A 24,872-nucleotide genomic window follows, 5' to 3' on the forward strand; every position below is an offset into this window, starting at 1 on the left:
TTGCTGCGGTGAATAACAAGGACACAAAAGCGAAAATCGCAAATGCTGACCTTTGCTAAAATAAGGGAATAATTATCAGGACTCGTCGCCGTTCCACGGGTCCCTCTTTTTTGCGCAATGTAAGGGTGTCACATGATCACTATTGACGGTAATGGCGCGGCCGCGTCCGTCGCGTTTCGCACCAGTGAAGTTATCGCCATTTACCCTATTACACCGAGTTCGACGATGGCCGAACAGGCCGATGCCTGGGCGGGCAACGGGCTCAAAAACGTCTGGGGCGATGTCCCTCGCGTCGTCGAGATGCAATCAGAAGCAGGCGCTATCGGCGCTGTACACGGCGCGTTGCAAACCGGCGCGTTGTCTACGTCGTTTACCTCTTCTCAGGGTTTGCTGTTGATGATCCCCACGCTGTATAAGCTGGCAGGACAGTTAACCCCGTTTGTTTTACACGTCGCCGCACGTACCGTGGCGACCCATGCCCTGTCGATTTTTGGCGATCACTCTGATGTGATGGCCATCCGTCAGACGGGTTGCGCGATGCTTTGCGCCAGTAACGTGCAGGAAGCGCAGGACTTTGCGTTGATTTCGCACGTAGCGACGCTTAAGAGCCGCGTGCCCTTTATTCATTTTTTTGACGGTTTCCGTACTTCCCACGAAATCAATAAAATCGTGCCGCTGGCTGACAGCACAATTCTTGAGTTAATGCCGCAGGCGGAGATCGATGCGCATCGCGCCCGGGCGCTCAACCCAGATCACCCGGTGATTCGCGGCACGTCAGCGAACCCGGATACCTATTTCCAGTCTCGCGAGGCGACAAATCCCTGGTATAACGCGGTGTACGACCATGTCGAGCAGGCGATGAATGATTTCTCTGCTGCGACGGGACGAGAATATAAACCGTTTGAATATTACGGTCATCCGCAGGCAGAGCGCGTCATTGTCCTGATGGGCTCCGCGATCGGGACGTGTGAAGAGGTGGTCGATGAACTGCTTTCTCGCGGCGAAAAAGTCGGTGTGTTGAAAGTGCGTCTGTATCGCCCGTTCTCGGCGAAGCATTTGCTGTCCGTTCTGCCAGAAAGCGTGCGTTCTGTTGCAGTGCTTGACCGCACCAAAGAGCCCGGCGCTCATGCGGAGCCGCTGTATCTGGATGTCATGACGGCGCTGGCCGAGGCATTCAATACCGGCGAGCGCGAAACGCTGCCGCGCGTGATTGGCGGTCGCTACGGTTTGTCATCGAAAGAATTTGGTCCCGACTGTGTGATGGCGGTGTTCAACGAACTAAGCGTCGCGAAGCCAAAACCGCGCTTTACCGTCGGCATTTATGATGACGTCACCAATCTATCGCTCCCTCTGCCTGAAGATCCGCTGCCATCGAAAGCGAAACTCGAAGCGCTATTTTATGGTCTGGGCAGTGACGGTAGCGTCTCGGCGACGAAGAACAACATCAAGATTATTGGTAACTCAACGCCGTGGTATGCGCAGGGCTACTTCGTTTATGACTCCAAAAAAGCAGGCGGTCTGACCGTGTCGCATCTGCGCGTCAGCGAGCAGCCGATCCGTTCAGCCTATCTGGTTTCGCAAGCCGATTTTGTTGGCTGCCATCAGCTGCAATTTATCGATAAATACCAAATGGCTGAACGCCTGAAACCGGGCGGTATCTTCCTCATTAACACCCCGTACAACGCCGATGAAGTCTGGTCACGTCTACCTCGCGAAGTGCAGGCGGTACTGAATCAAAAAAAAGCCCGCCTCTACACCGTCAACGCGGCAAAAATTGCCCGCGAATGTGGCCTGGCGGCACGTATTAATACCGTGATGCAGATGGCGTTTTTCCATCTGACCCATATTCTGCCGGGTGATAGCGCACTCGCGGCATTACAAGGTGCCATTGCCAAAAGCTACAGCAGCAAGGGCCAGGATCTGGTCGAGCGTAACTGGCAAGCCTTAGCGCTGGCGCGCGAATCGATTTCTGAGATCCCGCTGCAGCCAGTCAATGACGAAAGCCCGAATCGACCGCCGGTCGTTTCCGATGCCGCACCTGATTTTGTGAAGACGGTGACCGCCGCCATGCTGGCGGGTCTGGGCGATGCCCTGCCCGTCTCCGCGTTGCCGCCAGACGGCACCTGGCCGGTGGGAACGACGCGCTGGGAAAAACGCAATATCGCCGAAGCGATCCCTATCTGGAAAGAAGAGCTTTGCACCCAGTGTAACCACTGCGTCGCGGCCTGCCCTCACTCGGCTATTCGCGCCAAAGTTGTTTCGCCAGAAGAGATGGAGAACGCCCCTTCCAGCCTGCACTCGCTGGATGTGAAATCCCGCGATATGCGTGGACAAAAATACGTCTTACAGGTCGCTCCGGAAGACTGCACCGGCTGTAATTTGTGTGTCGAAGTTTGCCCGGCCAAAGATCGTCAAAATCCAGAGATTAAAGCCATCAATATGATGTCGCGCCTGGAACATGTGGAAGAAGAGAAAGTGAATTACGATTTCTTCCTCGACCTGCCCGAAATTGATCGCAGCAAGCTGGAACGTATTGATATCCGTACGTCGCAGTTAATTACACCGTTATTTGAATATTCCGGGGCGTGCTCGGGCTGTGGTGAAACGCCTTATATTAAGCTCCTCACCCAACTGTATGGCGATCGCATGTTGATCGCTAATGCCACGGGATGTTCCTCTATTTACGGCGGCAATTTACCTTCAACGCCGTATACCACCGACGCCAACGGCCGTGGTCCGGCATGGGCGAACTCGCTGTTTGAAGACAATGCCGAATTTGGTTTGGGTTTCCGTCTGACGGTCGATCAGCATCGCGCCCGCGTCATGCGTTTGCTTGAGCAGTTTGCCGATAAGATCCCAGAGGCGCTGAACACCGCTCTGCACAGCGACGCGACACCAGAAGTTCGTCGTGAACAGATCGCCGAACTGCGACAGCATCTGGCTGGCGTTGAGGGTGCTGAACAGCTCTTAACCGACGCCGACGCGCTGGTAGAAAAATCGATCTGGCTGATTGGCGGTGACGGCTGGGCCTACGATATCGGCTTTGGGGGGCTGGATCACGTCCTGAGCCTGACCGAAAACGTCAATATTCTGGTTCTCGATACGCAGTGTTATTCCAATACCGGCGGGCAAGCGTCGAAAGCAACCCCGCTGGGCGCAGTAACCAAATTTGGCGAACACGGCAAACGTAAAGCGCGTAAAGATTTGGGCGTGAGCATGATGATGTACGGTCATGTGTATGTCGCGCAGATTTCACTGGGCGCACAGCTTAATCAGACGGTCAAAGCGATTCAGGAAGCGGAAACATATCCGGGACCTTCTCTGATAATCGCCTACAGTCCTTGCGAAGAGCACGGCTACGATCTGGCGCTCAGCCACGATCAGATGCGCCAGCTCACCGCCACGGGATTCTGGCCGCTATATCGCTTCGACCCGCGTCGTGCGGATGAAGGCAAGCTGCCGCTGTCGCTGGACTCCCGTCCACCATCAGATGCACTTGCCGAAACCTTGCTCCAGGAACAGCGCTTCCGTCGTCTGAATGCTCAGCAGCCTGAGGTGGCTGAGCAGCTCTGGAAAGATGCTGCAGCGGATCTGCAAAAACGCTACGACTTCCTGGCGCAGATGGCCGGAAAAGCAGAGAAATCCGCAAGCGAATAATAAAAAAAGCCCGGAGTATCAACTCCGGGCTTATCCAAAAATAAAATGACTGTTATTAATTCAACAAACCACACTCATCCTTTACACGGATAAAGAATCTTAAAGGCATAAAACGGCGCTAAGTCTACCGCCCACAAAGGCGATTGAATAATTTTTATTTATTATTCTTTCGTGCAAATCATTCACGTCACTAATCGCACATTTCATGATAGTAAAAGACTAACAGCATAAGAAAATTATAATAGATATATAATTCAGCATAAACTTACGCTATGGCGAGAAACAGAATTCTTTACGCCGAGTAAAAATGAAATACGTTAGGCGTTTGAAAAAACCGTTATAAATTAATCTGTCATCCAGACGTGATAAGTCAGTCAGTGGACTATCTCTTATTGCTGCACTCAAAGAGGTAGAGTCTGAATTTCACCTTGCACTGATACGCCAACCTGATAGATGATAAATCTCCTGTTTTGAGGTGTAAGGGAGAACTCATCATGGTCCACCACCCTGTTAGATCGTCACGCATTGCCTCTATTGCCTACGATGAGCGTAGCGCTACGCTTGAGATTCGCTTTGTCGATCGCCGGACACTTCAATACCAGCGCGTGCCAGCCCGAATCTATAACGATTTTTTGCAGGTGGTGTCTAAAGGGCGATTCTATGACGGCGTGGTTAAAGGAAAATTTACTGAAGTCAAAGTGTAGTGCCAGCATTTATTACTGAGGATGGTTTTTCACAGCTCGAAAAGAAAGAATACCTACTACCCCGTCGCTGGTCCCATCTTTTGGATGATTCACGCCATCCATCACGCCTATTTCTGTAAAATCAAAAGGACTCACCCCTTCGATGCAGGCGACATTCACACCGTATTGATCGGGATTCGAACGGCGTTGGTGAAACGTGTAAATTCCGCAGACAGCGCAAAAAAAGTGTCGGGCTTCTTGTGTGTTAAAACGATATTCAGTCAGCAGGTCTTTACCTTCAATAATTTTGATTCCTGATAAAGTTGCTGTCACTACCACCGCGCCACGCATACGGCAAAAAGAGCAATTACATCGGCGAACGGTATTAAAACCGTCAGCCAGTTCAACCGTAAACTTCACTCCACCGCAATGGCATTGTGCATTCAGATTTTGTGACATTATCTGCCCTCTTTACGATCGGTAAAATCAGAGGCCAATAAGGCCTCACGTTAAACCACTGGTTTTGACCATCGTCTGCGCTTGAGTTTCGGAATACACGACGAAGAGGTCATTCTGGTTCCGCATAACGAACATACGGCTCCGTGGGGATGGTTCTGTTCCAGGCTGAAACACGTAAAGAAGAACTTTTTGCTGGAACACACCGGGCACTGAAAACGGATGTTGGGGATATCCCCTCCAATCAAATGAATGGCGTAACTACCATAACGCAAATTTATAGGTAGAAGGGATATATCGTCTGCAAACGGAGTGAAACGTCGCTGTAACAGTAAAGGAGAAGACAGCGATCGCCGCTGCATTTTTCATGTCCACTCTCTTCATCCATCACGCCGATAGCCTGCCCATATTCATGGCACCGAATTGAAGTGCTCCGTGTGAACGAGGAAATGATTTCCACTTAACCGTTGCTATGGTTACGGTTAAGTGGAATTTTTTAGATTGGTTTACGCAACCGAAAACGTATATCAGGCCAGCTTGAATATAGAGACCGTGGTTTTAAGCACCTCAGACTGATCCCGAAGAGATTTAGCCGCTGCTGAAGCTTCTTCAACGAGCGAGGCGTTCTGCTGGGTTACCGTATCCATTTGAGCAACCGCCTGGTTTATCTGTTCGATTCCGCGGCTTTGTTCATTGGTTGAAAGTGCAATCTCAGACATCAGCTCTGAAACTTGTTTCACTGAACCAATAATTCTCTCCATGCTTTTACCCGTCTGTTCAACGCGTTCGCTCCCTAGCAGCACCTGTTTTCCAGAAAGCTCAATAAGCTCTTTGATCTCTTTTGCTGCCATCGATGACCGCTGCGCCAGATTTCGTACTTCAGTTGCTACAACAGCGAAGCCGCGCCCCTGCTCACCTGCGCGTGCAGCCTCAACGGCAGCGTTGAGCGCCAGAATATTAGTCTGGAAGGCTATAGCCTCGATGAGACCAATAATTGATCCTATTTTCTCAGAACTCGCTTCAATCTCTTTCATTGACGTTACGGCAGTACCCACAATGGTATTGGCTTCCTGCGCAACGCTACGCATATTTCCTGCAAGGATATCGGCCTGGCGGGTATTTTCAGAGGTGTGTTTAACCGTTGACGTCAGTTCTTCCATGCTGGCCGCTGTTTCGCCAAGCGAGGCTGCCTGAGCCTCCGTTCGTGCAGAAAGATCGGTATTGCCCGCTGCAATCTCCTCGGAAGCAGAAGCCACACTTTGGCTCGAATGGCGTACCTGCGATATTATGTCCGTAAGGGAAAGACGCATTTCTTCCAGAGAAGCGAGCATTCCGCCAATTTCATCTTTTGAACCCGTATCGAGAGGAAGATGCAATTCTCCGGCGGCCATTTTCTCGCAATGTTGTTTTGCCGAATCAAGTCGGGAAAGAAGACGACGTCGGATTAAAATAAAGATGGCGATCATTACCATGGTAAAAATCAAGGCAAAAACAGTAATGCTCAAGATGCTGTTTAAGAACCTTTTTTGAGCTTCCTGATTAAGCTGTTTCGCATAACTCTCACGGAAAGAAAGCAATTTATCCAGGGTAATTTCGAACTCTCGATCAAGCGCAGGAACCGTGGTAGCCATCAGCTGGTTAAAGCGGGCGGTATCTTTATCCTTTACTGCGGCAATGAGCGGAGTTAAACCTTCATCAAGGTAACGTGCCCAGGCTTTTTTATAAGGCTCCGATAATGCGTCTTCTCCCGCAATATGAGTAGCCGACTCATAGTGCTGGAAGGCAGCAACGGCTTTCTCCTTCACGCTTATGGCACTGTTAATTGACGATTCCGCTTTTACGTTATCGCCAAGGGACATATAAATCATTGCTTCAGATAATTTCACGCGCAGTGTTCTGCTGTGATTGATAGGGTCAATCACTGAAAGAACCACGCGGATTTCTTTGTTTACCCGATCAAGGGAATCATTACTCCGTGTGAGTGACCAGAGATTGGACGCTGAACTAACGAGGAAAATACCCAGTAAAAATACTAATACAATTAAAGAAAAACGTCTTACAGACACAATGCGCCCCTTGTTTGACATGGCAGTGAGATAATACGTTTTCAGCTCATTAAGCTTAGTTCTGAGAGTAGTTATCGGCCCCTGCGTGACAATGTTGAGCCCTAAATTAAACAATCATTTATAAACAATGACCTAAGATAAATCACACAATGTATTCTCTGCTGAATAGAAGATAATACATACACTTTAGAGTCAGTAAGTTGAACGAAAAAACAACAGTTCTCTTGATTATGAATATTTGCCATTTCAATAGCAGACAAAATATTAGCCATCAATTAATTTCGCTTTTTCAGCTCGATTCCTGAAAACCTCACATTATTCACCTATAAAAATAGCAAGTAAAAATGAGATTGATGTTTTCGCTCATAAAGTCTGGAAATTCACAGTGCTATTAGAATTTCATTGTCAATTGTTTTAATTTATTTTTAGCTTTGCATTGCAAGAAATATCCCTTTGAGGAATGCAGATCACATATTCTGCTTAGATTCCTCATGATTCTTTTTTAAATCAGCCCATTGTTTTGACTGGGTATTTACGTTGTTGGCACGCCCAATCTTTGCGCCATGATGTCTGGCCTGAGAGTAATAAGCAGTTGATTTGTTTCAGCCAACGCAACAAGCTTTGATAAGGACAGTTTTTGCAGAACCTTTGCTAACTCCGCATTAATTCCAGAGAAGATGGCGGGTTCATCGCAATTGGAAATCCGTTGAATAAGAAGAAGATACGATAGATTCAGATAATGAATTTCTTTAAGACACTGAGAAGCGGAGTACATTACTATAACCTTTAAGAGATACGTTATGGGTCCTTCCATAGTTACGTTAAAAATGGTAGTCGACAGCAAAAAACATTTCGCCGGAGTATAATTTAACACATGACATTAAACTCATTATCTGGCTTGCTTTTACACGAAATACATAACATTCCAATGACTCAATATGATTCAACAATGACGAGATGAGAGGACGTCGCCTATGCGCTTCGCGTCACCGATATATTCTCTATAACTTACAAAAACACGTTATTTAGATATGTTACATCAAAAACCTTAAGAAAAACTTAATATTAATAATTTTAAATTTCAAAGAATATATTCTCGCTCTGCGCGATGCAATTATGAACAGTATAATCAGCAACGCTTCAAAAACACAGTCATTAATTGTTACCCCCCGCCGCTCTGAATGATGAAAAAACCCGATCGGTCAATGAGTCCTGAATACGGGACTCAATAACCTCACCGATGGCCGTCATCTATCTTCATATCGGGATAATATTTAGGTTAAGGACTAATAAATGTCTTGTTGAATGCTGTCGTGACGTTCAATCCTGCGGTCTGTCGCAAATGAGTATAAAGAGAATAAAATAGCCCAGACCCGGTCAACTAGCTCACCTGACTACGGAATGTACCCAGGCAAGCGGTGACCCGTTTATGCTTATATCTTCTTTCGTCGCTTTGCCGAGTACATCACCTCGTCGCTTTCTTTAAGCATCTCCCCTAGCGACGCGTATCGGCCCGTACCACTGTGCAGCATTCCATAGGAATAGTTAATATTGTAAGGTTTGCCAGACTCTCTGTTGTAATCATTCACACTGCTTCGCAGACCTTGCAAAAAAGAATCAGCCTGAGTCTGGTGAGTAATGAGAACGGCAAATTCATCCCCTCCAAGACGCCCTGCGATATCTCCGGGACCAAGATGCTGGTACAACAGCGCAGAGAATACTTTCAATACCTCATCACCTTCAGCGTGTCCCCAGAGATCGTTGATGGGTTTGAATTTATCGAGATCAAAAAAGATAACGCTGAATGCTGCATTCTCTTTATCAAGGTTGCGGAATCTTTTTTCGCCCGTGGTGTAAAAGCCACGGCGATTAGATATGCCTGTCAGGCTATCGGTCATGGCCATGCCAATCACCTTGAATTCATCCTCCACAATAAAGGCCAAATCCCGAAGTGAGGCAATATCATCGTCGTTAAAGCCACGTGGTTTGGTATTAATCAGACACAGTGCACCAGCAACCCCTCCATCAGGCAGATGGACAGGATAACCAGCGTAGAATCGTATGTAAGGCTCACCGATAACCAGAGGGTTATCATGAAAACGTTCATCGTTAACTGCGTCGTTAACAATAAAGGGGCCTTCCTGCAAAATGACATGACCACAAAAGGAGATGTTGCGGGGCGTTTCACGAGTACCTAGCCCTTCACACGCCAGCAACCACTGGCGCTCGCGATCAAGCAGGCTTATCAGTACAACAGGTACTTGAAAAATTTTCTTTGCGATGCGGGTTAAGCGATCAAAACGTTCATCTGCACCTGTATCAAGAAGATCTGCCAGATAAAGGGATTTTAATCGTTCTTCCTCATTTTCCGGGATGTCAGGAAATTTCATAGGACCTCAAAAAGCTAAACACGTTAATGCCCGATGTTTTTATGCCGTCAAGACTGACTCCGTCTTATCCGTCGTTTGAATATAGTACAAACGAAACTGCCCGCCCTCCTGAACGCTGACGGGGATCGCTGCTTTGGGTTCGTCACTGGTTTTCACCCCGTAAGATCAGTTCCAAAAGGGTTTGAGAAAGAGAATCGCACCTCAAAACCTTATTCCTCACTGAGCCGTATTGGCATACGATGGAACTCTGCTGTAAAACGTGCTGGCATTCGCCGCCGCAATCCGTACCATACACCGCACACTTTCGCATGCTGGTTGTTATCCGCAGGCGCTAACCCGTCTTTTATTACCAATCCGATGGGGCACGAAAATGCGCAGAGGGTGTATGAAATCTATGCTACATGGATAGAAGCGCTGAATAGCGAACAGGTGGCAATGCTGAACCCAACGCTTGGCTTAAAATGGATTTGTCCCACTGGTGCCCCATTTGATATTTGAGTAAAGAATACATGCAACAGAATCAAGAAATTACCAAGAAAGAACAATACAACCTGAACAAATTACAGAAGCGTTTGCGCCGTAATGTGGGCCAGGCGATTGCTGACTTCAATATGATTGAAGAAGGTGACCGCATCATGGTTTGCCTTTCAGGGGGTAAAGACAGTTACACGATGCTGGAGATTTTGCGCAATCTGCAGCAAAGCGCACCGGTGAAATTTTCTCTCGTGGCCGTCAACCTGGACCAGAAACAGCCTGGCTTCCCTGAGCACATTCTGCCGGAATACCTTGAGCAACAGGGCGTTGAATATAAAATCGTCGAAGAGAATACCTACGGGATCGTTAAAGATAAGATCCCAGAAGGCAAAACGACCTGCTCACTGTGTTCACGTCTGCGTCGCGGCATTCTTTACCGTACCGCGACAGAGCTTGGCGCGACCAAAATCGCACTGGGCCATCACCGCGACGATATTCTGCAGACATTGTTCCTGAACATGTTCTACGGCGGCAAAATGAAAGGCATGCCACCGAAGCTGATGAGCGATGATGGAAAGCACATTGTCATCCGTCCCCTGGCGTACTGTCGCGAGAAAGATATTGAGCGTTTTGCACAAGCGCGTGAGTATCCGATAATCCCTTGTAACCTGTGCGGTTCGCAGCCAAATTTACAGCGCCAGGTCATCGGCGACATGCTTCGCGACTGGGATAAACGTTATCCTGGCCGCATCGAAACCATGTTTAGCGCGATGCAAAATGTCGTCCCTTCACATCTGAGTGACGTTGAGTTGTTCGATTTCAAAGGGATTCAACACGGTTCTGAAGTCGTGGCGGGTGGCGATTTGGCGTTTGACCGTGAGGATATCCCGATGCAGCCAGCTGGCTGGCAGCCGGAAGAAGATGATTCGCAGCTTGATGAGATGAGACTGAATATCGTCGAAGTGAAGTAGAAGTGAAGTAAGAGTATGGCGTCTCAGATAGCGCATCTGAGACGCTTTTTTATAGCTTATTTAAGCAAACGAACCCGGCAAGTTTTGCCTTTGATCTTACCGTTCTGCAATTGCTTCCAAACTTTATTCGCCACAGACTGACGAACCGCGACGTAGACATGCGCGGGATGCACAGCGATTTTGCCGATATCCGCGCCATCAAAGCCCATATCTCCGGTCAACGCACCCAATACGTCACCTGGACGCATTTTGGCTTTTTTACCGCCATCAATACACAGGGTCGCCATTTCCGCCTTGAGTGGGACAATACCGACGTTGCTCGGCGCACTCATCCAGTTCAGTTTTAGCTGTAGCATTTCAGACAGAATGTTGGCACGTTGGGCTTCTTCTGGTGCGCAGAGGCTGATCGCCAGACCGCTGTTGCCCGCACGCGCGGTACGCCCGATACGGTGAACATGCACTTCCGGATCCCACGCCAGCTCAAAGTTAACCACCAGTTCCAGTGATTTGATGTCCAGACCGCGCGCGGCAACATCCGTTGCGACCAATACGCGTGCGCTGCCATTGGCAAAACGAATCAACGTCTGATCGCGATCGCGTTGTTCCAGGTCACCGTGCAATGCCAGTGCACTCTGCCCTGCCTCTTCAAGCGCTTCGCAGACCGCCTGACAATCTTTTTTGGTGTTGCAGAAAACGACGCACGACGCTGGCTGATGTTGACTCAACAGCTTTTGCAGCAGCGGAATTTTGCCTTTTTGCGAAGTCTCATAGAATTGCTGCTCAATGGATGGCAACGCATCGACGGAATCAATTTCGATAGTCGCGGGATTTTGCTGAACGCGTCCGCTGATGGCGGCAATCGCCTCTGGCCACGTGGCAGAGAAAAGCAGCGTCTGGCGCGTAGCGGGCGCAAAACGGATAACTTCGTCAATCGCGTCGCTAAAGCCCATATCCAGCATGCGATCGGCTTCGTCCATCACCAGCGTTTGCAGCGCATCTAATGAAACCGTGCCTTTTTGCAGGTGATCGAGTAAACGCCCCGGCGTGGCGACAATAATGTGCGGCGGATGCTGGAGTGAATCGCGCTGAGCGCCAAATGGTTGACCGCCGCATAGCGTCAGAATCTTAGTGTTCGGCAGAAAACGCGCCAGACGACGTAATTCACCGGCCACCTGATCGGCGAGTTCACGAGTGGGACACAGCACCAGCGATTGAGTCTGGAATAGACCAGCGTCAATTTGCTGTAACAGCCCAAGACCAAATGCGGCCGTTTTCCCACTGCCGGTTTTGGCCTGCACGCGAACGTCACGTCCTTCCAGGATCGCCGGAAGAGCGGCCGCTTGTACAGGGGTCATCGCGAGGTAACCCAACTCGTTAAGATTATCGAGTTGGGCGGCAGGCAGAACGTTCAGAGTAGAAAAAGCGGTCACAATGTAGTCTCAAGGTAAAAAATCACAGTCATTTGGCGCGTATCCTCGCAGATCTCCGTGACCGATGCGACAATTTAATCGGTTCTTCATCTGGCGGCGGGTCCGGCATGGGTTGCGGACGAGGAATAGGATCGGGGATTGGCACCGGTTCAGTGGGGATGGAATTGGATAGCGGCGTTTGCCCGTGGAGCAATGCTAATAATGCACTCATGTTACCCTCCAGTTTATCGGCTTGACTCTCTTAGGGTAGACGCTGAGATCCTACAGGCAAAAAAAAGCCGACTAATTTAGTCGGCATTGTACGAATCAATTGTGCTATGCAGTAATTCAAAAAAGGAAGTAAGACAATATGGAGCGCAACGCCCATCGCTTGACGTTGCATTCACCTGCGGGAGTGATAGTGCACCGAAAGGGGTAAACGTTTATTGACTTCGCTCAAATAAAATAGCGTTTTGAAGCGGAGTCAACGCGAGAAAAACGTAAATTTACAGCCATTTACTACGATGCAACCACCACGCAACACCCCCTATCAAAACAACTAACATGATGCAAAAAGCCGAAAAGCCGAACTGATAACCGCCGCCTGGAATACCGCCTAAGTTGACGCCAAAGAGTCCAGTCAAAAATGTGCTGGGTAAAAAGACCATCGCCATTAACGACATGGTGTAGGTTCGGCGCGACAATGACTCCTGCATCACCTGCGCAATTTCATCACTCATCACCGCCGTACGGGCGATACAGGAATCAATTTCATCCAGACCTCTGCCCAGGCGATCGGCAATATCCTGCATTCTGCGGCGCTGATCGTCGGTCATCCAGCTCAGGCGCTCGCTGGCCAGGCGAGCATAGACATCGCGCTGGGGCGTCATATAGCGACGCATCACAATCAGCTGTTTTCTCAGCAACGCCAGAGAACCCCGCGGGGGGATATGCTGATCGAGCAAATTATCTTCGAGATCGATAATCTTATCGTGCAGCTCTTCAATAAATTCACTCGCATGATCGGTCAGCGCATCGCAGACATCGACCAGCCAGCCACCGCAGTCGGCGGGCCCTGTGCCTTCTTTGAGATCGTTAACCACGTCATCAAGCGCGAGCACTTTGCGTTGACGCGTGGACACAATCAGGCGTTCGTCCATATAAAGACGCATGGCAACCAGCTGATCGGGGCGTTCGTCGGTACTGCCATTAATACAGCGCAGTGTAATAAGGGTGCCATCGCCAAGACGGCTGACGCGAGGCCGCACGCTATCGCCCGCCAGAGCATCACGTACGTTATTGGGGAGCAACGGGGTTGAAGCCAGCCATTGCGCACTGTCAGGATGCGTATAGTTCAGATGTAACCAGCAGGGATGTTCACTGTCGATGACATCGTTATCTTCCAGGTGCCGCGCCCCACCCTTACCGTCAAGCAGCCACGCGAACACCGCGTCCGGAACGTTAACCTCGGATCCTTTAATGCCTTCCACAGCGCCTCCACCATTTCGAAATCATGGTTGTCAGTCTAGCCGTCACAAAATGTTATTCAACATTTAAGCGTGCCAGTACGCTGAATCTACTGATAAATTGTTTCTCAAAACGTAAAAAAGCCTGGCGAACCAGGCTTCTCTCTATTAATACACTTGTTCGGCTCGTCGAGGGAAGATCGCCGAGGGAGAACGTTGTCGCGCCTGGCCCGTAAATTCATCCTTTTCTTCGAGTCTAAAGTTGCGGGTGCGCGCCTGTAACTCGATGACCTGGTTTTTCAGCACATCCGAGGAGCCCGATAACTCATCGACCATCGCCACGTTGCTCTGCGTCACGCGTTCAAGCTCGGAAAGCGCCTGCGTAATTTGCGTGATCCCTTTTTCTTGCTCGGCGGTCGTCGCCGATATCTCATCCATCAGTTTGCTGACATGCCCGGAGCCGTTAACAATTTCGCGCATATTCTTTTCTGCTTCTGACACAACAGTGACGCCCTGAGTGACATTATTGCTGGTGACATCAATCAGCGATTTAATGCTTTTTGCCGCTTCGGCGCTTCGATGCGCAAGATTACGCACCTCTCCGGCTACCACTGAAAAACCTTTGCCATGATCGCCCGCTCTGGCCGCTTCTACCGCCGCATTCAGCGCCAGAATATTGGTCTGGAAAGCGATGCCGTCAATCAGGGTGATGATTTCCGTCATTTGCTGGGCACATTCGGTAATGGATTGCATGTTGTGCGCAACTTGCCCCATTAACTCCCCACCCCTGCGTGCCTGGACGGTCGCGAGATTCGCGCGCTCGCTGGCCAGCCGGGTATTGTCTGCATTGTTCCGGGTGCTTGCTGCCATTTGCTCCATGCTGGCCGCGGTCTGGATCAGTGAGGCGGACTGCTGCTCTGTTTTGACCGAGAGTTGGGCGCTACGGGATGACAATTGCTCAGATAAGGTCATCGCGGTATGCGACGATGCCCTAATTTCGCGAACCAGTGTGGCGATATTGCTGGATAAACTATTGATACCAGGAATTAATCGTCCAGCGCAGTTATTACCAAACTCAGGAATGGAAACAGAAAGGTTGCCTGACGTCACTTCTTCGATACTTTTTTTCACCGTATTGATGGGGGTCACAAGATATTTTGTCATATACGACCAAAGCAACAAAACCGCAAGAACATTAACAATATTAACTGCAATAAAAAGTGTTGTGCTTTTTGATAAAACAAAAACTAATCCGTCAATCATAAAAAGCACAATCATCAAAAAGTAAATAATAAAAGTCCTTACGCTAATATTTCTCAGCATAATTGATCCCACGCAGCGTTTTGGAGAAGGTATTATGTTTATAGCATTCGCCCTTTCTTTTTCCACCTATTTTTAGTGGTATTTGTTTTTTGCATACTGAAATCACAGATTTACCTTAAGTCAGAATAATAATCTTTACGATAACCACAGCAAGGCCATAAATGCTATTACACTGGTATTTCAGGTGATAATGAAAGATTGATTAGCCAAACTAACTAATAATCAAAAGCGCTTTATTAAGAAGAGGTGAAACTAATCATTAACATCATGTAGCATCACTAAAATGAAAATAGAAGAATATATTCTGCACGTATTCATGGTGCAAAATATTAACCTGTTTGTTGTTGATTTTAGATAAGCAACTAATCTTGGAATTAGTTAAAGTAAGCGTAGCGGTGTTGAATCGTGCACCGAATGAACTCATACCGTTTTTTATAGCATGGGATGACATAATGCTGGATGTGTCCTGGGACCCTGTCCTTATCGCCATCTCTTTCCTGGTGGCCTTTATCGCGTCATTTGTCGCATTAGACAGTGCAGGGAAAATCTCTGGCGCTAGCCGTAAAGCCGCGTTCTGGTGGCAAATGGCGGGCGGAATTACCCTGGGAATTGGCGTCTGGTCTATGCATTTCATCGGAATGCTGTCGATGAAAATGCCGATGGCCATGAGCTATGATTTTTGGCTCACCGCCACCTCGCTAGGCGTCGCTATCCTGGCCTCGACCAGCGCGATTCATATTGCGGTACCCGGTAACGCCCTTTCTCTTTTCCGTTGGCTGTTTTCCACGTTGATACTGAGCGCGGGCGTCGTTGCTATGCACTATATCGGGATGGCCGCGTTAATGTTCCACGATCAAATTATCTGGAATATGACTATCGTTCTGATTTCAGTGTTGATTGCAATCGTCGCCTCCGGCGCGGCTCTCTGGCTCGCCTTCCACTTACGCCACCGACATAAAGGTGTGTTTATCAACCGTATCGCAGCAGCGATCGTGATGGGACTCGCCATCAGCGCAATGCATTACACCGGAATGAGCGCGGCTGATTTTCAGCATGACGTACACACCCTATCTGGCGGTGTAGGCGAACTGGATCTCTCTATCTGGGTTTCGTCCACAACGCTTGTTCTGCTGGGGATTATGCTCATTATCTCATTGGTGGACTCTCATTTCCGCACTCAGCGCCTGACGGATAATTTGCGCCAGTTAAACAAGCAACTTGAGCTACAGGCTCGGTTCGATGCCCTGACGGGGCTTGCTAATCGCCATCAAATGGACATCAGCCTCCAGGACTGCTTGCATACCTCGTTGCTGAATAAAAAACAGTTTGCGGTCATGTTTCTTGATATAGACCATTTCAAGCTGATTAATGATGCCTGGGGGCATCAGGTGGGCGATGAACTGTTAATCAACGTGGCTCAGCGCATTACTGCCCGGCTGGTGCCGGGTATGACCCTCGCCAGACTCGGCGGTGATGAATTTATTCTGCTTGTGCCCGACTGTGATGACGAAAAAATAACGACGCTTTCTATGACCCTTCTGGATGAGATTCGACGCCCCTTTGCGATCGGTGGTCATGCGATCAATGTCACGCTGAGTGTCGGTGTCAGCCTCTACCCCCAGCACGGCGAAACGCTCCATGAACTCAAATTTAAAGCCGATGCGGCGATGTACCACATTAAGCAAGAGGGACGTAACGGCTGGGCAATTTACCGCCCTGAGATGTCGAAAAGTATAACGGCGGAACCCTCATTTCTACAGGATCTCACCCAGGCGCTTGAGCGCGAACAGTTTGAGCTGTGGTATCAGCCTACCTACCTTGCCGACGCTAATGAGATTCATGGTTTTGAAGCCCTGATCCGCTGGCATCATCCTGAGCAAGGTGTTCTTCTGCCGGCTGTTTTTTTACCTTCGCTGGAAAAAACAGGCTTAATCATTCCCGTTGGCGTCTGGGCGATTGAACAAGCCTGCAGGCAACTGCGATTCTGGACGGAGCAAGGCTTCGGTCAGTGGACACTTTCATTTAATTTGTCTCCTGTTCAATTTGAGCAACAGGATATATTTGAGATAATCACGAGCACCATTCAAAAATATAATCTTGAGCCTTCACGACTGATTCTTGAGGTCACCGAAAGCACCGCGCTTAAAAATCTCGAACGTAGCATCGAATTGTTAAATGCCTTTAGCCAAGCGGGATTTATTGTCTCTATCGACGATTTCGGCACGGGGTATTCTAATCTGCTCATGTTAAATGTCCTTCCTGCCAAAGAGTTGAAAATTGATAAAAGTTTTATCGACAGCATGCTGGATAACAATAAAAGCCAGAAAATTGTCGAAACCATAATTAACGTTGCCCGTACCATGGATATGGTCGTGGTTGCAGAAGGAATTGAAACGGCAGAACAACAACAGATACTGACAAATCTGGGGTGTGATTATTTGCAGGGATATTATTTTTCACGCCCCCTACCCGCCGAACAAGTTCCCTGGCTGGTATTACAAAACAAGTCCGATAAACAAATCATACCCATTGGCAAAAATCACGTGGACCTTCCCCACAATTCACAAAAAAATCATGCCTGATGTGAATAAGTAGAGTATGTTTCAATAAAGCCCACGCGTGTTCATTCCGTCGTGGACATCAGGCAGCGGTACTGATGATCGGGAACACTCTATGTCGCTACCCAGCTATGAAGCGCTCAATTTTATTAAAACACCCGTTTGGTTAGTCTCATCCGTTTCTGAGCAAGTCATATTCGCTAACTTAGCGGCGACAGCCTTGATGCTGAATAAATCACTCAACGATATGCGTAACGGGGTTTTTTCAGCAAATGCCCAGCATCTGCTTTCCATGTACGTCCCGGATCTTAAATCTGAGCTGGATATCATCGAAGTCTGGACCATCTGGCGCGACCAGCAAGAAACGACGTTAAGCTGTCGGCTGTCACTCGCTCATGACGAAAACATTGGCGACGTGATTATATTTGAGGGCATTGCGTCTCAAATGCCGACGGGACTTAAAGCCAGCCGGTCGGCAAATTATCAGCGCAAAAAACAGGGCTTTTACGCCCGTTTTTTTCTGACAAACAGCGCCCCGATGTTGCTGATTGATACCGCGCGTGATGGTCAAATTGTGGATGCCAATCTGGCAGCCCTGAATTTCTACGGCTACACCCATGATGCGATATGCAGCAAGCATACCTGGGAAATAAACACGTTAGGCCGTGATATTTTACCGATCATGAATGAGGTTGCGCGCCTTCCCGGCGGGCATAAACCGCTTAATTTTGTTCACCGCCTCGCGGACGGGTCAACCCGGCATGTGCAAACTTACGCTGGGCCGATTGAAATCTATGGCGATAAATTGATGCTGTGTATCGTTCATGACATCACCGAGCAGAAGCGTCTGGAGCAGGAGCTGGAACATGCCGCGATGCGAGATTCGATGACTGGCTTGCTTAATCGTCGGCAATTTTACCGCATCACCGAGCAAACCAACCCGTCTCATTTACCGCTTCAGGACCAGTTCAGCTTATTGCTGGTCGATACCGACCACTTTAAAAATATCAACGATGTGTTTGGGCATCTGAAAGGCGATGAAGTCTTGATTTCGCTTTCGCGTACGCTTGAAGCCTGCAGCCGTAAGGATGATTTTGTGTTTCGCTGGGGCGGCGAAGAGTTTGTTATTCTGTTGCCGCGCACGCAACTGGATGTCGCAATGCAGGTTGCCGAAACCATTCGCGCTGCGGTTGCACGCATCGCGATTCCCGGTCTGCCGCGCTTTACCGTGAGCATCGGAGTTGCACGGCACAATCCCGATGAAAGCATTGATGAGCTTTTTAAACGCGTTGATGACGCGCTGTACCGCGCTAAAAATGATGGACGGAATAAAGTGTTGGCAGCCTAAGAACTGGTGCAATGATAAAAGCCTCGTTACAATGCCCCGCTTAAATAAACGGATTTCAGGTGGGTAGCTTTTGCTATGGAAAAAACAGAAGTAATACTCATCCTAATTATTTTAGTGATAATTATATTTGGCTTGTGGTTTATTTTTAGCGGGCAAATGTGGCATTTAGCGGCGTTCCTCGAAAACTGGCTTTACCCTTCGATTGACGCGCCATGATGCACGTATAACCCTTTGTTTCACCTACCGGAATTGTCAGCTATTGCTGTGTGAAAAAACGCGTAAGATGAAAAATGTGACCCTCCGTGATGGGTTAACACAGCATTAATCATTGGCTTATGTTGCCCGTTCTCTGACGGGCTTTTTTATTTATGCCGGCTGATAAATTAATGCTTTTCGATATACATCGTCCGGCTATAAGCCACGTCTTCCGCATTATTTATCGGATAGCCTTTCACCCACGGCTTAATCAAACGTCCATTGGTATATTGATAAATGGGTGCAATCGGCGCTTTTTCAGCAAGAATTTTCTCTGCCGAATTGTAATCCGCATTCCGCGCTTTTACCGTTGTCTCCAGCGTCGCCTGATTGATGATTTTATCGTAAGCCGGATCGTTGAAACGTGAAATATTCCCGGTATGCGTTGAGGTGAGTAGCGACAGGAACGTTGAAGGTTCGTTGTAATCCCCGACCCATGACGCACGAATCACGTCGAAATTACCGGTGTTGCGACTGTCGATGTACGTTTTCCACTCCTGGTTCTGCAGCTTCACGTCTACGCCAAGATTTTTCTTCCACATCGACGCCACCGCAATCGCGATTTTTTGATGGTTTTCAGACGTGTTGTAAAGCAGCGTGAGTTTAAGCGGGCGTTGCGGACCGTATCCTGCGGCTTGCAGCAGCATTTTTGCCTGCGCGTTTAGCTCCGCTTGCGACATTTGCTCAAACGGTGATGGCTCGGCCGTAAACCCTGCCGTCACGTCAGGGGTAAAGTGCCAGGCCGGTTTTTCACCGGTACCCAGGACCTTCTCGGCCATGATCCGACGGTCAATCGTCATACTCAACGCCAGACGTACGCGCGAGTCCGCAGTCGGCCCCTTTTGGGTGTTAAACGCATAATAATATGTGCCGAGCTGTGGCGGCGTATAAACCTGCTCCGGGATGTCTTTCAGCAGCTTCTGGTAAAGATTTTTCGGGAACGATTCGGTGATATCAATATCCCCCGCCAGATAGCGTTTCGTGGCTGATGACTCCTGGTTGAGCGGCACAAACGTCACTTTTTGCAGTACCGTTTTGCCGTTATCCCAATAATGGGTATTGGGTTCAACAACCAGTTTTTCGTTCACCACGCGGTCTTTTAAAACATACGCCCCGTTACCCACCAGCGCGCCGGGTCGGGTCCAGTCTTTATTGCCTTCAACGTTGGCTTTCTGCACAGGATAAAAAGCAAAGCTCGCCGTCAGATTGGCAAACCACGGCAACGGTTTATCCAGCTGTACACGCAGCGTTTTGGCATCAACAGCCGTCACGCCCAGTGAATTAGGCAGCGCTTTACCATCGATAATACTCTGAGCATTAGTGATCCCCGCCAGCGCCGCAAACCATGCAAACGGTGAGGTCGTTTTAGGGTCGACCAGACGCTGCCAGCTGTAAACGAAATCTTCTGCCGTCACCGGCGTACCGTCAGACCACTTTGCGTTATCGCGCAAGGTAAACGTCCAGGTGCGGTTGTCATTACTCTGCCATTTTGATGCGACACCTGGAATCAACGCGCCTTTTTCGTTCTGATTCACCAGCCCTTCAAACAGATCCCGGATAACCTGAATTTCTGGTAACCCCACGGCTTTAGCGGGGTCGAGCGATGCTGGCTCATCTTTGATATGACGCACCAGCTCCTGTTTTTGGGCCAGTACGGTTCCCGAAGGAACATCAGCCGCATGAGAAAACGATGAGAGTCCGCACAGCCAAAGTGCGGTACAGAGCAGCGAGACAGGGTGCTTCATAAGATCCCCTTTAAAAGGTCGGTAACGAGCAGATGCGTAATTATTTGTTTCAAAACAGAGAAATGCAAACTTCTTACCGCGGAAAGGTGATATCTGGCTATTTTCTCCTCACGCTGAAACTATTTGATTAACAGCGAGTTTTACACAACACTGGCAGTCATTAGCCCTTTATCAGGATTTCGTATGTCACCCAACCGCCCAAGAACGGAACGTGGCGTATTTCCACGTGGAACCGAACACTATGGCCGCTCTTTTTTGGGCGCCCCGCTGATCTGGTTCCCCGCGCCACAGGCCGATCGCCACAGTGGACTGATTATCGCGGGTACGCACGGGGATGAAAATTCATCGATTGTGACACTCTCCTGCGCGCTGCGAACGCTGGCCCCTGAGCGACGTCGTCATCATGTGGTGCTGACGGTCAACCCGGATGGCTGTCAATTGGGATTGCGCGCCAACGCGCGCGGCGTCGATCTCAACCGTAATTTCCCGGCGGCCAACTGGCGCGCAGGCGAAACGGTATACCGCTGGAACAGTGCCGCTGAAGAACGAGACGTGGTGCTACTGACCGGCGAAAAGCCCGGCTCAGAACCGGAAACTCAAGCGTTGTGCCAGCTAATCCATCACCTTCATCCCGCATGGGTTGTTACGTTTCACGATCCGTTGGCTTGCATCGAAGATCCCCGTCATACGGAGTTAGGCGAATGGTTAGGCGAGGCGTTTTCGCTACCGGTGGTGACAAGCGTGGGCTACGAAACGCCAGGGTCATTTGGTAGCTGGTGCGCCGATCTCGGCCTCCACTGCATCACTGCGGAATTCCCGCCCGTCTCCTCTGACGAAGCGAGCGAGAAATACCTCGACGCCATGACGGGTCTTCTGCGCTGGCAATCTCAGAGATGAAGCGTGCCGGTAGTGAAATTCAGCGCCGGCGAGACATCTACGGCCAGCCAGGTAGGCCCATCAAGATCCGCAAAACTGACCTGCTCCGCCAGGGGAAGCGCAGCCTTTATGGCGCGTGAGGTGCAAAGCATACAGCCCAGCATGAGTGCAAACCCCTCTGCACGCGCCTGCTCCGCCAGCGCGAGCGCTTCGGTTAAGCCCCCCGTCTTATCAAGCTTGATGTTAACCATTTCATAGCGCCCTTTCAGGCTCGCCAGATTTTCGCGTGTATGACAACTCTCATCCGCGCAAATGGGCAACGGATGGATAAAGTTCGCCAGCGTCGCATCATCCTGCGCCGGTAATGGCTGCTCGAGCATAGCCACCCCCAGATCCGCGAGCAGCTGGCAGCGAGCGGCCAGGCCTTCACTTTTCCAGGATTCATTGGCATCAACAATCAGCGTTGCATCAGGGACCGCGCCACGAATCGCCACCATGCGTTCACTGATTAAATGATCGTCTATTTTCACCTTCAGCAAACGCGCTCCAGCCTCATACAATGCTTTCGCACTGGCGGCCATCTGTTGGGGCTCGCCGATCACGACGGTTTGGGCCGTGACGATTGTTTGCGGTAAAACCACACCCGCTGCGCCGGAAATCGTCTGATGATTTTTCTGCGCTTCCAGCGACCAGAGTGCGCAATCCACGGCATTACGTGCTGCGCCTGCAGGCAAAAGTCGTTGCAAAGCATCACGCGTCACGCCTTTTTCAAGGTCAGGCAGGATAGTCAGAATTTGCGCCATAACGGATGCGAGACTCTCGCCGTAGCGCGGATACGGCGTGCATTCCCCCACGCCCTTTATGCCATCTTCTTCAATTTCGACAACCACGACGCTCGCTTCACTGCGACTGCCACGAGAGATCACAAACGGGGTATGCAATGGCCATGCTTCTTCATAGACCTTGACGTTTCTCATCACTCGCTCCTGTAAGGCAAATTTGGTTTGCCGTGTTATCTGCTGATGTCATACACTACCTACGACGTTAACTATTTGTAAACAGGAAGATATCTATGTCACAACTCGTTCATTTTCAGGGCAACCCAGTTACTGTTGCAGGCTCTATTCCACAGGCTGGCAGCAAAGCGCAGGCTTTTACCCTCGTAGCGAAAGACCTGTCTGATGTAACGTTGGGCCAGTTTGCTGGCAAACGCAAAGTTCTGAATATTTTCCCAAGCATTGATACCGGCGTTTGTGCAGCTTCCGTGCGCAAATTTAACCAGTTGGCGACTGAAATGGACAACACCGTGGTGCTGTGCATTTCCGCTGACCTGCCGTTCGCCCAGTCCCGTTTCTGCGGTGCAGAAGGTTTGAGCAACGTCATCACCCTTTCTACCCTGCGCAGCCAGGATTTTGTCGAAAACTACGGCGTAGGGATCGCAGAAGGCGCTCTGAAAGGCCTGACCGCGCGTGCGGTACTGGTCATCGACGAAAACGACACCGTTGTTTTCAGTGAACTGGTTAACGAGATCACCAACGAACCGGATTACACCGCCGCGCTGGAAGTCTTAAAAGCGTAAGCGAAAAAAAAGCCTCCATCTGGAGGCTTTTTACTTTTATGACTCGTCTGTTTTCTTTTGATTCAAACCGTATTCACGCAGCTTATTGGCGATGGCCGTATGCGACACACCTAATCGCTTCGCCAGTTTACGCGTGCTGGGATAGTTACGATAAAGCTGGGTCAGCACCGAGCGTTCAAAACGGCTGGTAATATCATCCAACGATCCTTCCATCGCTTCTTCGCCAACCGCCAGGGTTCCGGCATCATAATCTGGCAGCAGGACATCCTGAGGGCGTAATTCATACCCTTCAAGCTGGGTCAGTGCCCGATAGACCGCATTCTTCAGCTGCCTGATATTACCCGGCCAGTTATAGCGCGTCAGCATTGTACCCAAATCGGCGGAGAGCTTCGGACGCGGCACCCCCTGCTCGTCGGCAAAACGCGCCACGAACAGTTCGGTGAGCGGCATAATGTCTTGTGGACAATCGCGTAGCGGCGGAATATTCAGCGTCAGCACGTTCAGGCGATAATAGAGATCTTCGCGGAACACCCCTTTCTGAACCAATTCAACAAGATTCTTCTGCGTGGCGCAAATCACACGGACATCAACATGCACCTCATGATCTTCCCCCACGCGGCGGAACGTCCCGTCATTCAGGAAGCGCAGCAGTTTGGCTTGCATACGTGGTGACATTTCGCCAATTTCATCCAGCAGAACGGAACCGCCGGTGGCCTGCTCGAAAAAGCCTTTTTTCCCCTCAGGGGCATGACCGAAAAGTTCGCTTTCGACCGCGTCTTCGGGAATGGATGCACAGTTTAACGCCAGATAGGGTTTCGCCGCTCGCGGGCTGGCCGTGTGAACGGCATGGGCCAGCAGATCCTTGCCGGTTCCTGTCTCGCCAGTAATGAGAAGCGGCGCGGTGAGATTCGCCAGCTTGCGCGCCTGATCGACCACGTGTCGCATCTTTGGACTCACCGCAATCATCTGGCTAAATGCACCCACATCCTGATTGGAAAGATTCTGCAACTGTCGGCCCATACGAATGGTGGATCGCAGCATGATCACCGCACCGGTGAGTACCGCAGTGTCGTTCTCGCCCTGCAAATGAACCGGCGTGATTTCCATCAGGAAATTTTGGCCGTTGATAACGACGTGTTCACTTAGCGTGCTCTGCGGATTGCTGTCGAGCCAACGCTGAAAATTGAATCCCGTAATCAGCTGCGAAGCAAGATGGTTGCTGAGCTTTTCCTGGCTCTGGCCAAAAAGCTGACAGCTCGCCAGGTTGGTACGCTCAACTTTGCCTTTCAAATCCAATGATAAAAAGGGCTCGGGCATCGCTTCGAGCAGTGCGCTCAGCGCCAAATGCTCACGCTCAGATGGCATCCACGGCACGGTACGCACATCCGTAACGCCAGCAATACGGCGGATTTCTGCCATCAGGCTGCTAAAGGTATTGAATTCGATTTCGGCAAAATTGAGATAAATTCGTCCAATGGGATCGATATCGATGCCGCGTAAATCAATGTCACGCAAAACAAGGAGATCGAGTAACTCGCGGGTCAGACCGATACGGTCCTGACAGAACACTTCCAGACGCATGGGAAATTCACTCTCTAAGCCAGTAGCTTTAAATA

19 protein-coding genes and 1 pseudogene are annotated in these 24,872 nt (G+C 49.7%); 9 read left to right on the top strand and 11 right to left on the bottom strand.

Annotation, left to right across the window (positions count from 1 at the left end; all coding sequences use genetic code 11):
- Positions 1-132 precede the first annotated feature (132 nt).
- Entirely contained in the window at positions 133-3,657 is a 3,525-nt protein-coding gene (nifJ, locus tag AC07RN_RS06435) for a pyruvate:ferredoxin (flavodoxin) oxidoreductase (RefSeq protein ID WP_478335916.1), read from the top strand.
- 494 nt (positions 3,658-4,151) lie between these two features.
- Positions 4,152-4,361 (top strand): KTSC domain-containing protein, encoded by a 210-nt coding sequence (locus AC07RN_RS06440; protein WP_012017527.1) that lies wholly within the window; start codon positions 4,152-4,154, stop codon positions 4,359-4,361.
- A gap of 12 nt (positions 4,362-4,373) precedes the next feature.
- Here the strand turns inward: AC07RN_RS06440 and AC07RN_RS06445 are convergent, their stop codons facing one another.
- From AC07RN_RS06445 to AC07RN_RS06460, 4 genes are all read right to left on the bottom strand, one after another.
- Positions 4,374-4,799 carry a GFA family protein gene (locus AC07RN_RS06445; protein WP_478335917.1) on the bottom strand — a complete coding sequence of 142 codons (426 nt, stop codon included), beginning with the start codon at positions 4,797-4,799 and terminating at the stop codon, positions 4,374-4,376.
- A 524-nt stretch (positions 4,800-5,323) separates the two neighbouring features.
- Positions 5,324-6,862: a methyl-accepting chemotaxis protein gene (locus AC07RN_RS06450; protein ID WP_478335918.1), complete on the bottom strand. Its 1,539-nt coding sequence runs from the start codon at positions 6,860-6,862 to the stop codon at positions 5,324-5,326.
- Between the two features lie 532 nt (positions 6,863-7,394).
- A complete protein-coding gene (locus tag AC07RN_RS06455) occupies positions 7,395-7,676 on the bottom strand; it encodes a flagellar transcriptional regulator FlhD (RefSeq protein WP_353647198.1) in 282 nt (93 codons plus the stop codon).
- 619 nt (positions 7,677-8,295) lie between these two features.
- On the bottom strand, positions 8,296-9,252 hold the full coding sequence (locus AC07RN_RS06460) for a sensor domain-containing diguanylate cyclase (RefSeq protein WP_478335919.1): 957 nt from the start codon (positions 9,250-9,252) through the stop codon (positions 8,296-8,298).
- Positions 9,253-9,444: 192 nt separating this feature from the next.
- On the opposite strand from AC07RN_RS06460, the pseudogene AC07RN_RS06465 reads away from it, so the two are divergent.
- Both AC07RN_RS06465 and ttcA read left to right on the top strand, forming a co-directional pair.
- A pseudogene (locus AC07RN_RS06465) lies at positions 9,445-9,750 on the top strand (tyrosine-type recombinase/integrase); the annotation flags it as partial.
- A gap of 11 nt (positions 9,751-9,761) precedes the next feature.
- Positions 9,762-10,697, top strand: coding sequence for a tRNA 2-thiocytidine(32) synthetase TtcA (gene ttcA, locus AC07RN_RS06470; RefSeq protein ID WP_012017532.1), 936 nt, complete (start codon positions 9,762-9,764; stop codon positions 10,695-10,697).
- 56 nt (positions 10,698-10,753) lie between these two features.
- On the opposite strand, the gene dbpA is transcribed toward ttcA, so the two are convergent.
- The 4 genes from dbpA to AC07RN_RS06490 form a co-directional block, all read right to left on the bottom strand.
- Positions 10,754-12,127 (bottom strand): ATP-dependent RNA helicase DbpA, encoded by a 1,374-nt coding sequence (dbpA, locus tag AC07RN_RS06475; RefSeq protein ID WP_235133341.1) that lies wholly within the window; start codon positions 12,125-12,127, stop codon positions 10,754-10,756.
- Between the two features lie 28 nt (positions 12,128-12,155).
- A complete protein-coding gene (gene ynaL / locus AC07RN_RS06480; RefSeq protein WP_071818742.1) occupies positions 12,156-12,338 on the bottom strand; it encodes a proline-rich small protein YnaL in 183 nt (60 codons plus the stop codon).
- A gap of 274 nt (positions 12,339-12,612) precedes the next feature.
- Positions 12,613-13,596: a zinc transporter ZntB gene (zntB, locus tag AC07RN_RS06485; RefSeq protein ID WP_012017534.1), complete on the bottom strand. Its 984-nt coding sequence runs from the start codon at positions 13,594-13,596 to the stop codon at positions 12,613-12,615.
- A 144-nt stretch (positions 13,597-13,740) separates the two neighbouring features.
- Complete coding sequence (locus AC07RN_RS06490) at positions 13,741-14,895, bottom strand: methyl-accepting chemotaxis protein (protein ID WP_478335920.1); 1,155 nt, start codon at positions 14,893-14,895, stop codon at positions 13,741-13,743.
- Between the two features lie 452 nt (positions 14,896-15,347).
- On the opposite strand from AC07RN_RS06490, the gene AC07RN_RS06495 reads away from it, so the two are divergent.
- From AC07RN_RS06495 to AC07RN_RS06505, 3 genes are all read left to right on the top strand, one after another.
- A complete protein-coding gene (locus AC07RN_RS06495) occupies positions 15,348-17,477 on the top strand; it encodes a putative bifunctional diguanylate cyclase/phosphodiesterase (protein WP_012017536.1) in 2,130 nt (709 codons plus the stop codon).
- A gap of 91 nt (positions 17,478-17,568) precedes the next feature.
- On the top strand, positions 17,569-18,801 hold the full coding sequence (locus AC07RN_RS06500) for a diguanylate cyclase (protein ID WP_478335921.1): 1,233 nt from the start codon (positions 17,569-17,571) through the stop codon (positions 18,799-18,801).
- Positions 18,802-18,876: 75 nt separating this feature from the next.
- A complete protein-coding gene (locus AC07RN_RS06505) occupies positions 18,877-19,017 on the top strand; it encodes an Ecr family regulatory small membrane protein (protein WP_150099574.1) in 141 nt (46 codons plus the stop codon).
- A gap of 167 nt (positions 19,018-19,184) precedes the next feature.
- On the opposite strand, the gene AC07RN_RS06510 is transcribed toward AC07RN_RS06505, so the two are convergent.
- Positions 19,185-20,801, bottom strand: coding sequence for a peptide ABC transporter substrate-binding protein (locus tag AC07RN_RS06510; protein ID WP_012017538.1), 1,617 nt, complete (start codon positions 20,799-20,801; stop codon positions 19,185-19,187).
- A gap of 183 nt (positions 20,802-20,984) precedes the next feature.
- Here AC07RN_RS06510 and mpaA point away from each other — a divergent pair, with 183 nt between their 5' ends.
- Positions 20,985-21,698, top strand: coding sequence for a murein tripeptide amidase MpaA (mpaA, locus tag AC07RN_RS06515; RefSeq protein ID WP_449554492.1), 714 nt, complete (start codon positions 20,985-20,987; stop codon positions 21,696-21,698).
- On the opposite strand, the gene ycjG is transcribed toward mpaA, so the two are convergent.
- Complete coding sequence (ycjG, locus tag AC07RN_RS06520; protein ID WP_478335922.1) at positions 21,689-22,654, bottom strand: L-Ala-D/L-Glu epimerase; 966 nt, start codon at positions 22,652-22,654, stop codon at positions 21,689-21,691. The two genes, mpaA and ycjG, sit on opposite strands and share 10 nt — an antisense overlap.
- A gap of 95 nt (positions 22,655-22,749) precedes the next feature.
- Between ycjG and tpx the strand changes: the two genes are divergently transcribed.
- Positions 22,750-23,256, top strand: a complete 507-nt coding sequence (gene tpx, locus AC07RN_RS06525) for a thiol peroxidase (RefSeq protein ID WP_012017541.1) — start codon at positions 22,750-22,752, stop codon at positions 23,254-23,256.
- A gap of 36 nt (positions 23,257-23,292) precedes the next feature.
- On the opposite strand, the gene tyrR is transcribed toward tpx, so the two are convergent.
- Positions 23,293-24,837: a transcriptional regulator TyrR gene (gene tyrR, locus AC07RN_RS06530; protein ID WP_012017542.1), complete on the bottom strand. Its 1,545-nt coding sequence runs from the start codon at positions 24,835-24,837 to the stop codon at positions 23,293-23,295.
- Positions 24,838-24,872 lie beyond the last annotated feature (35 nt).

It is taken from the genome of Lelliottia sp. GFLA7 (assembly GCF_056490165.1).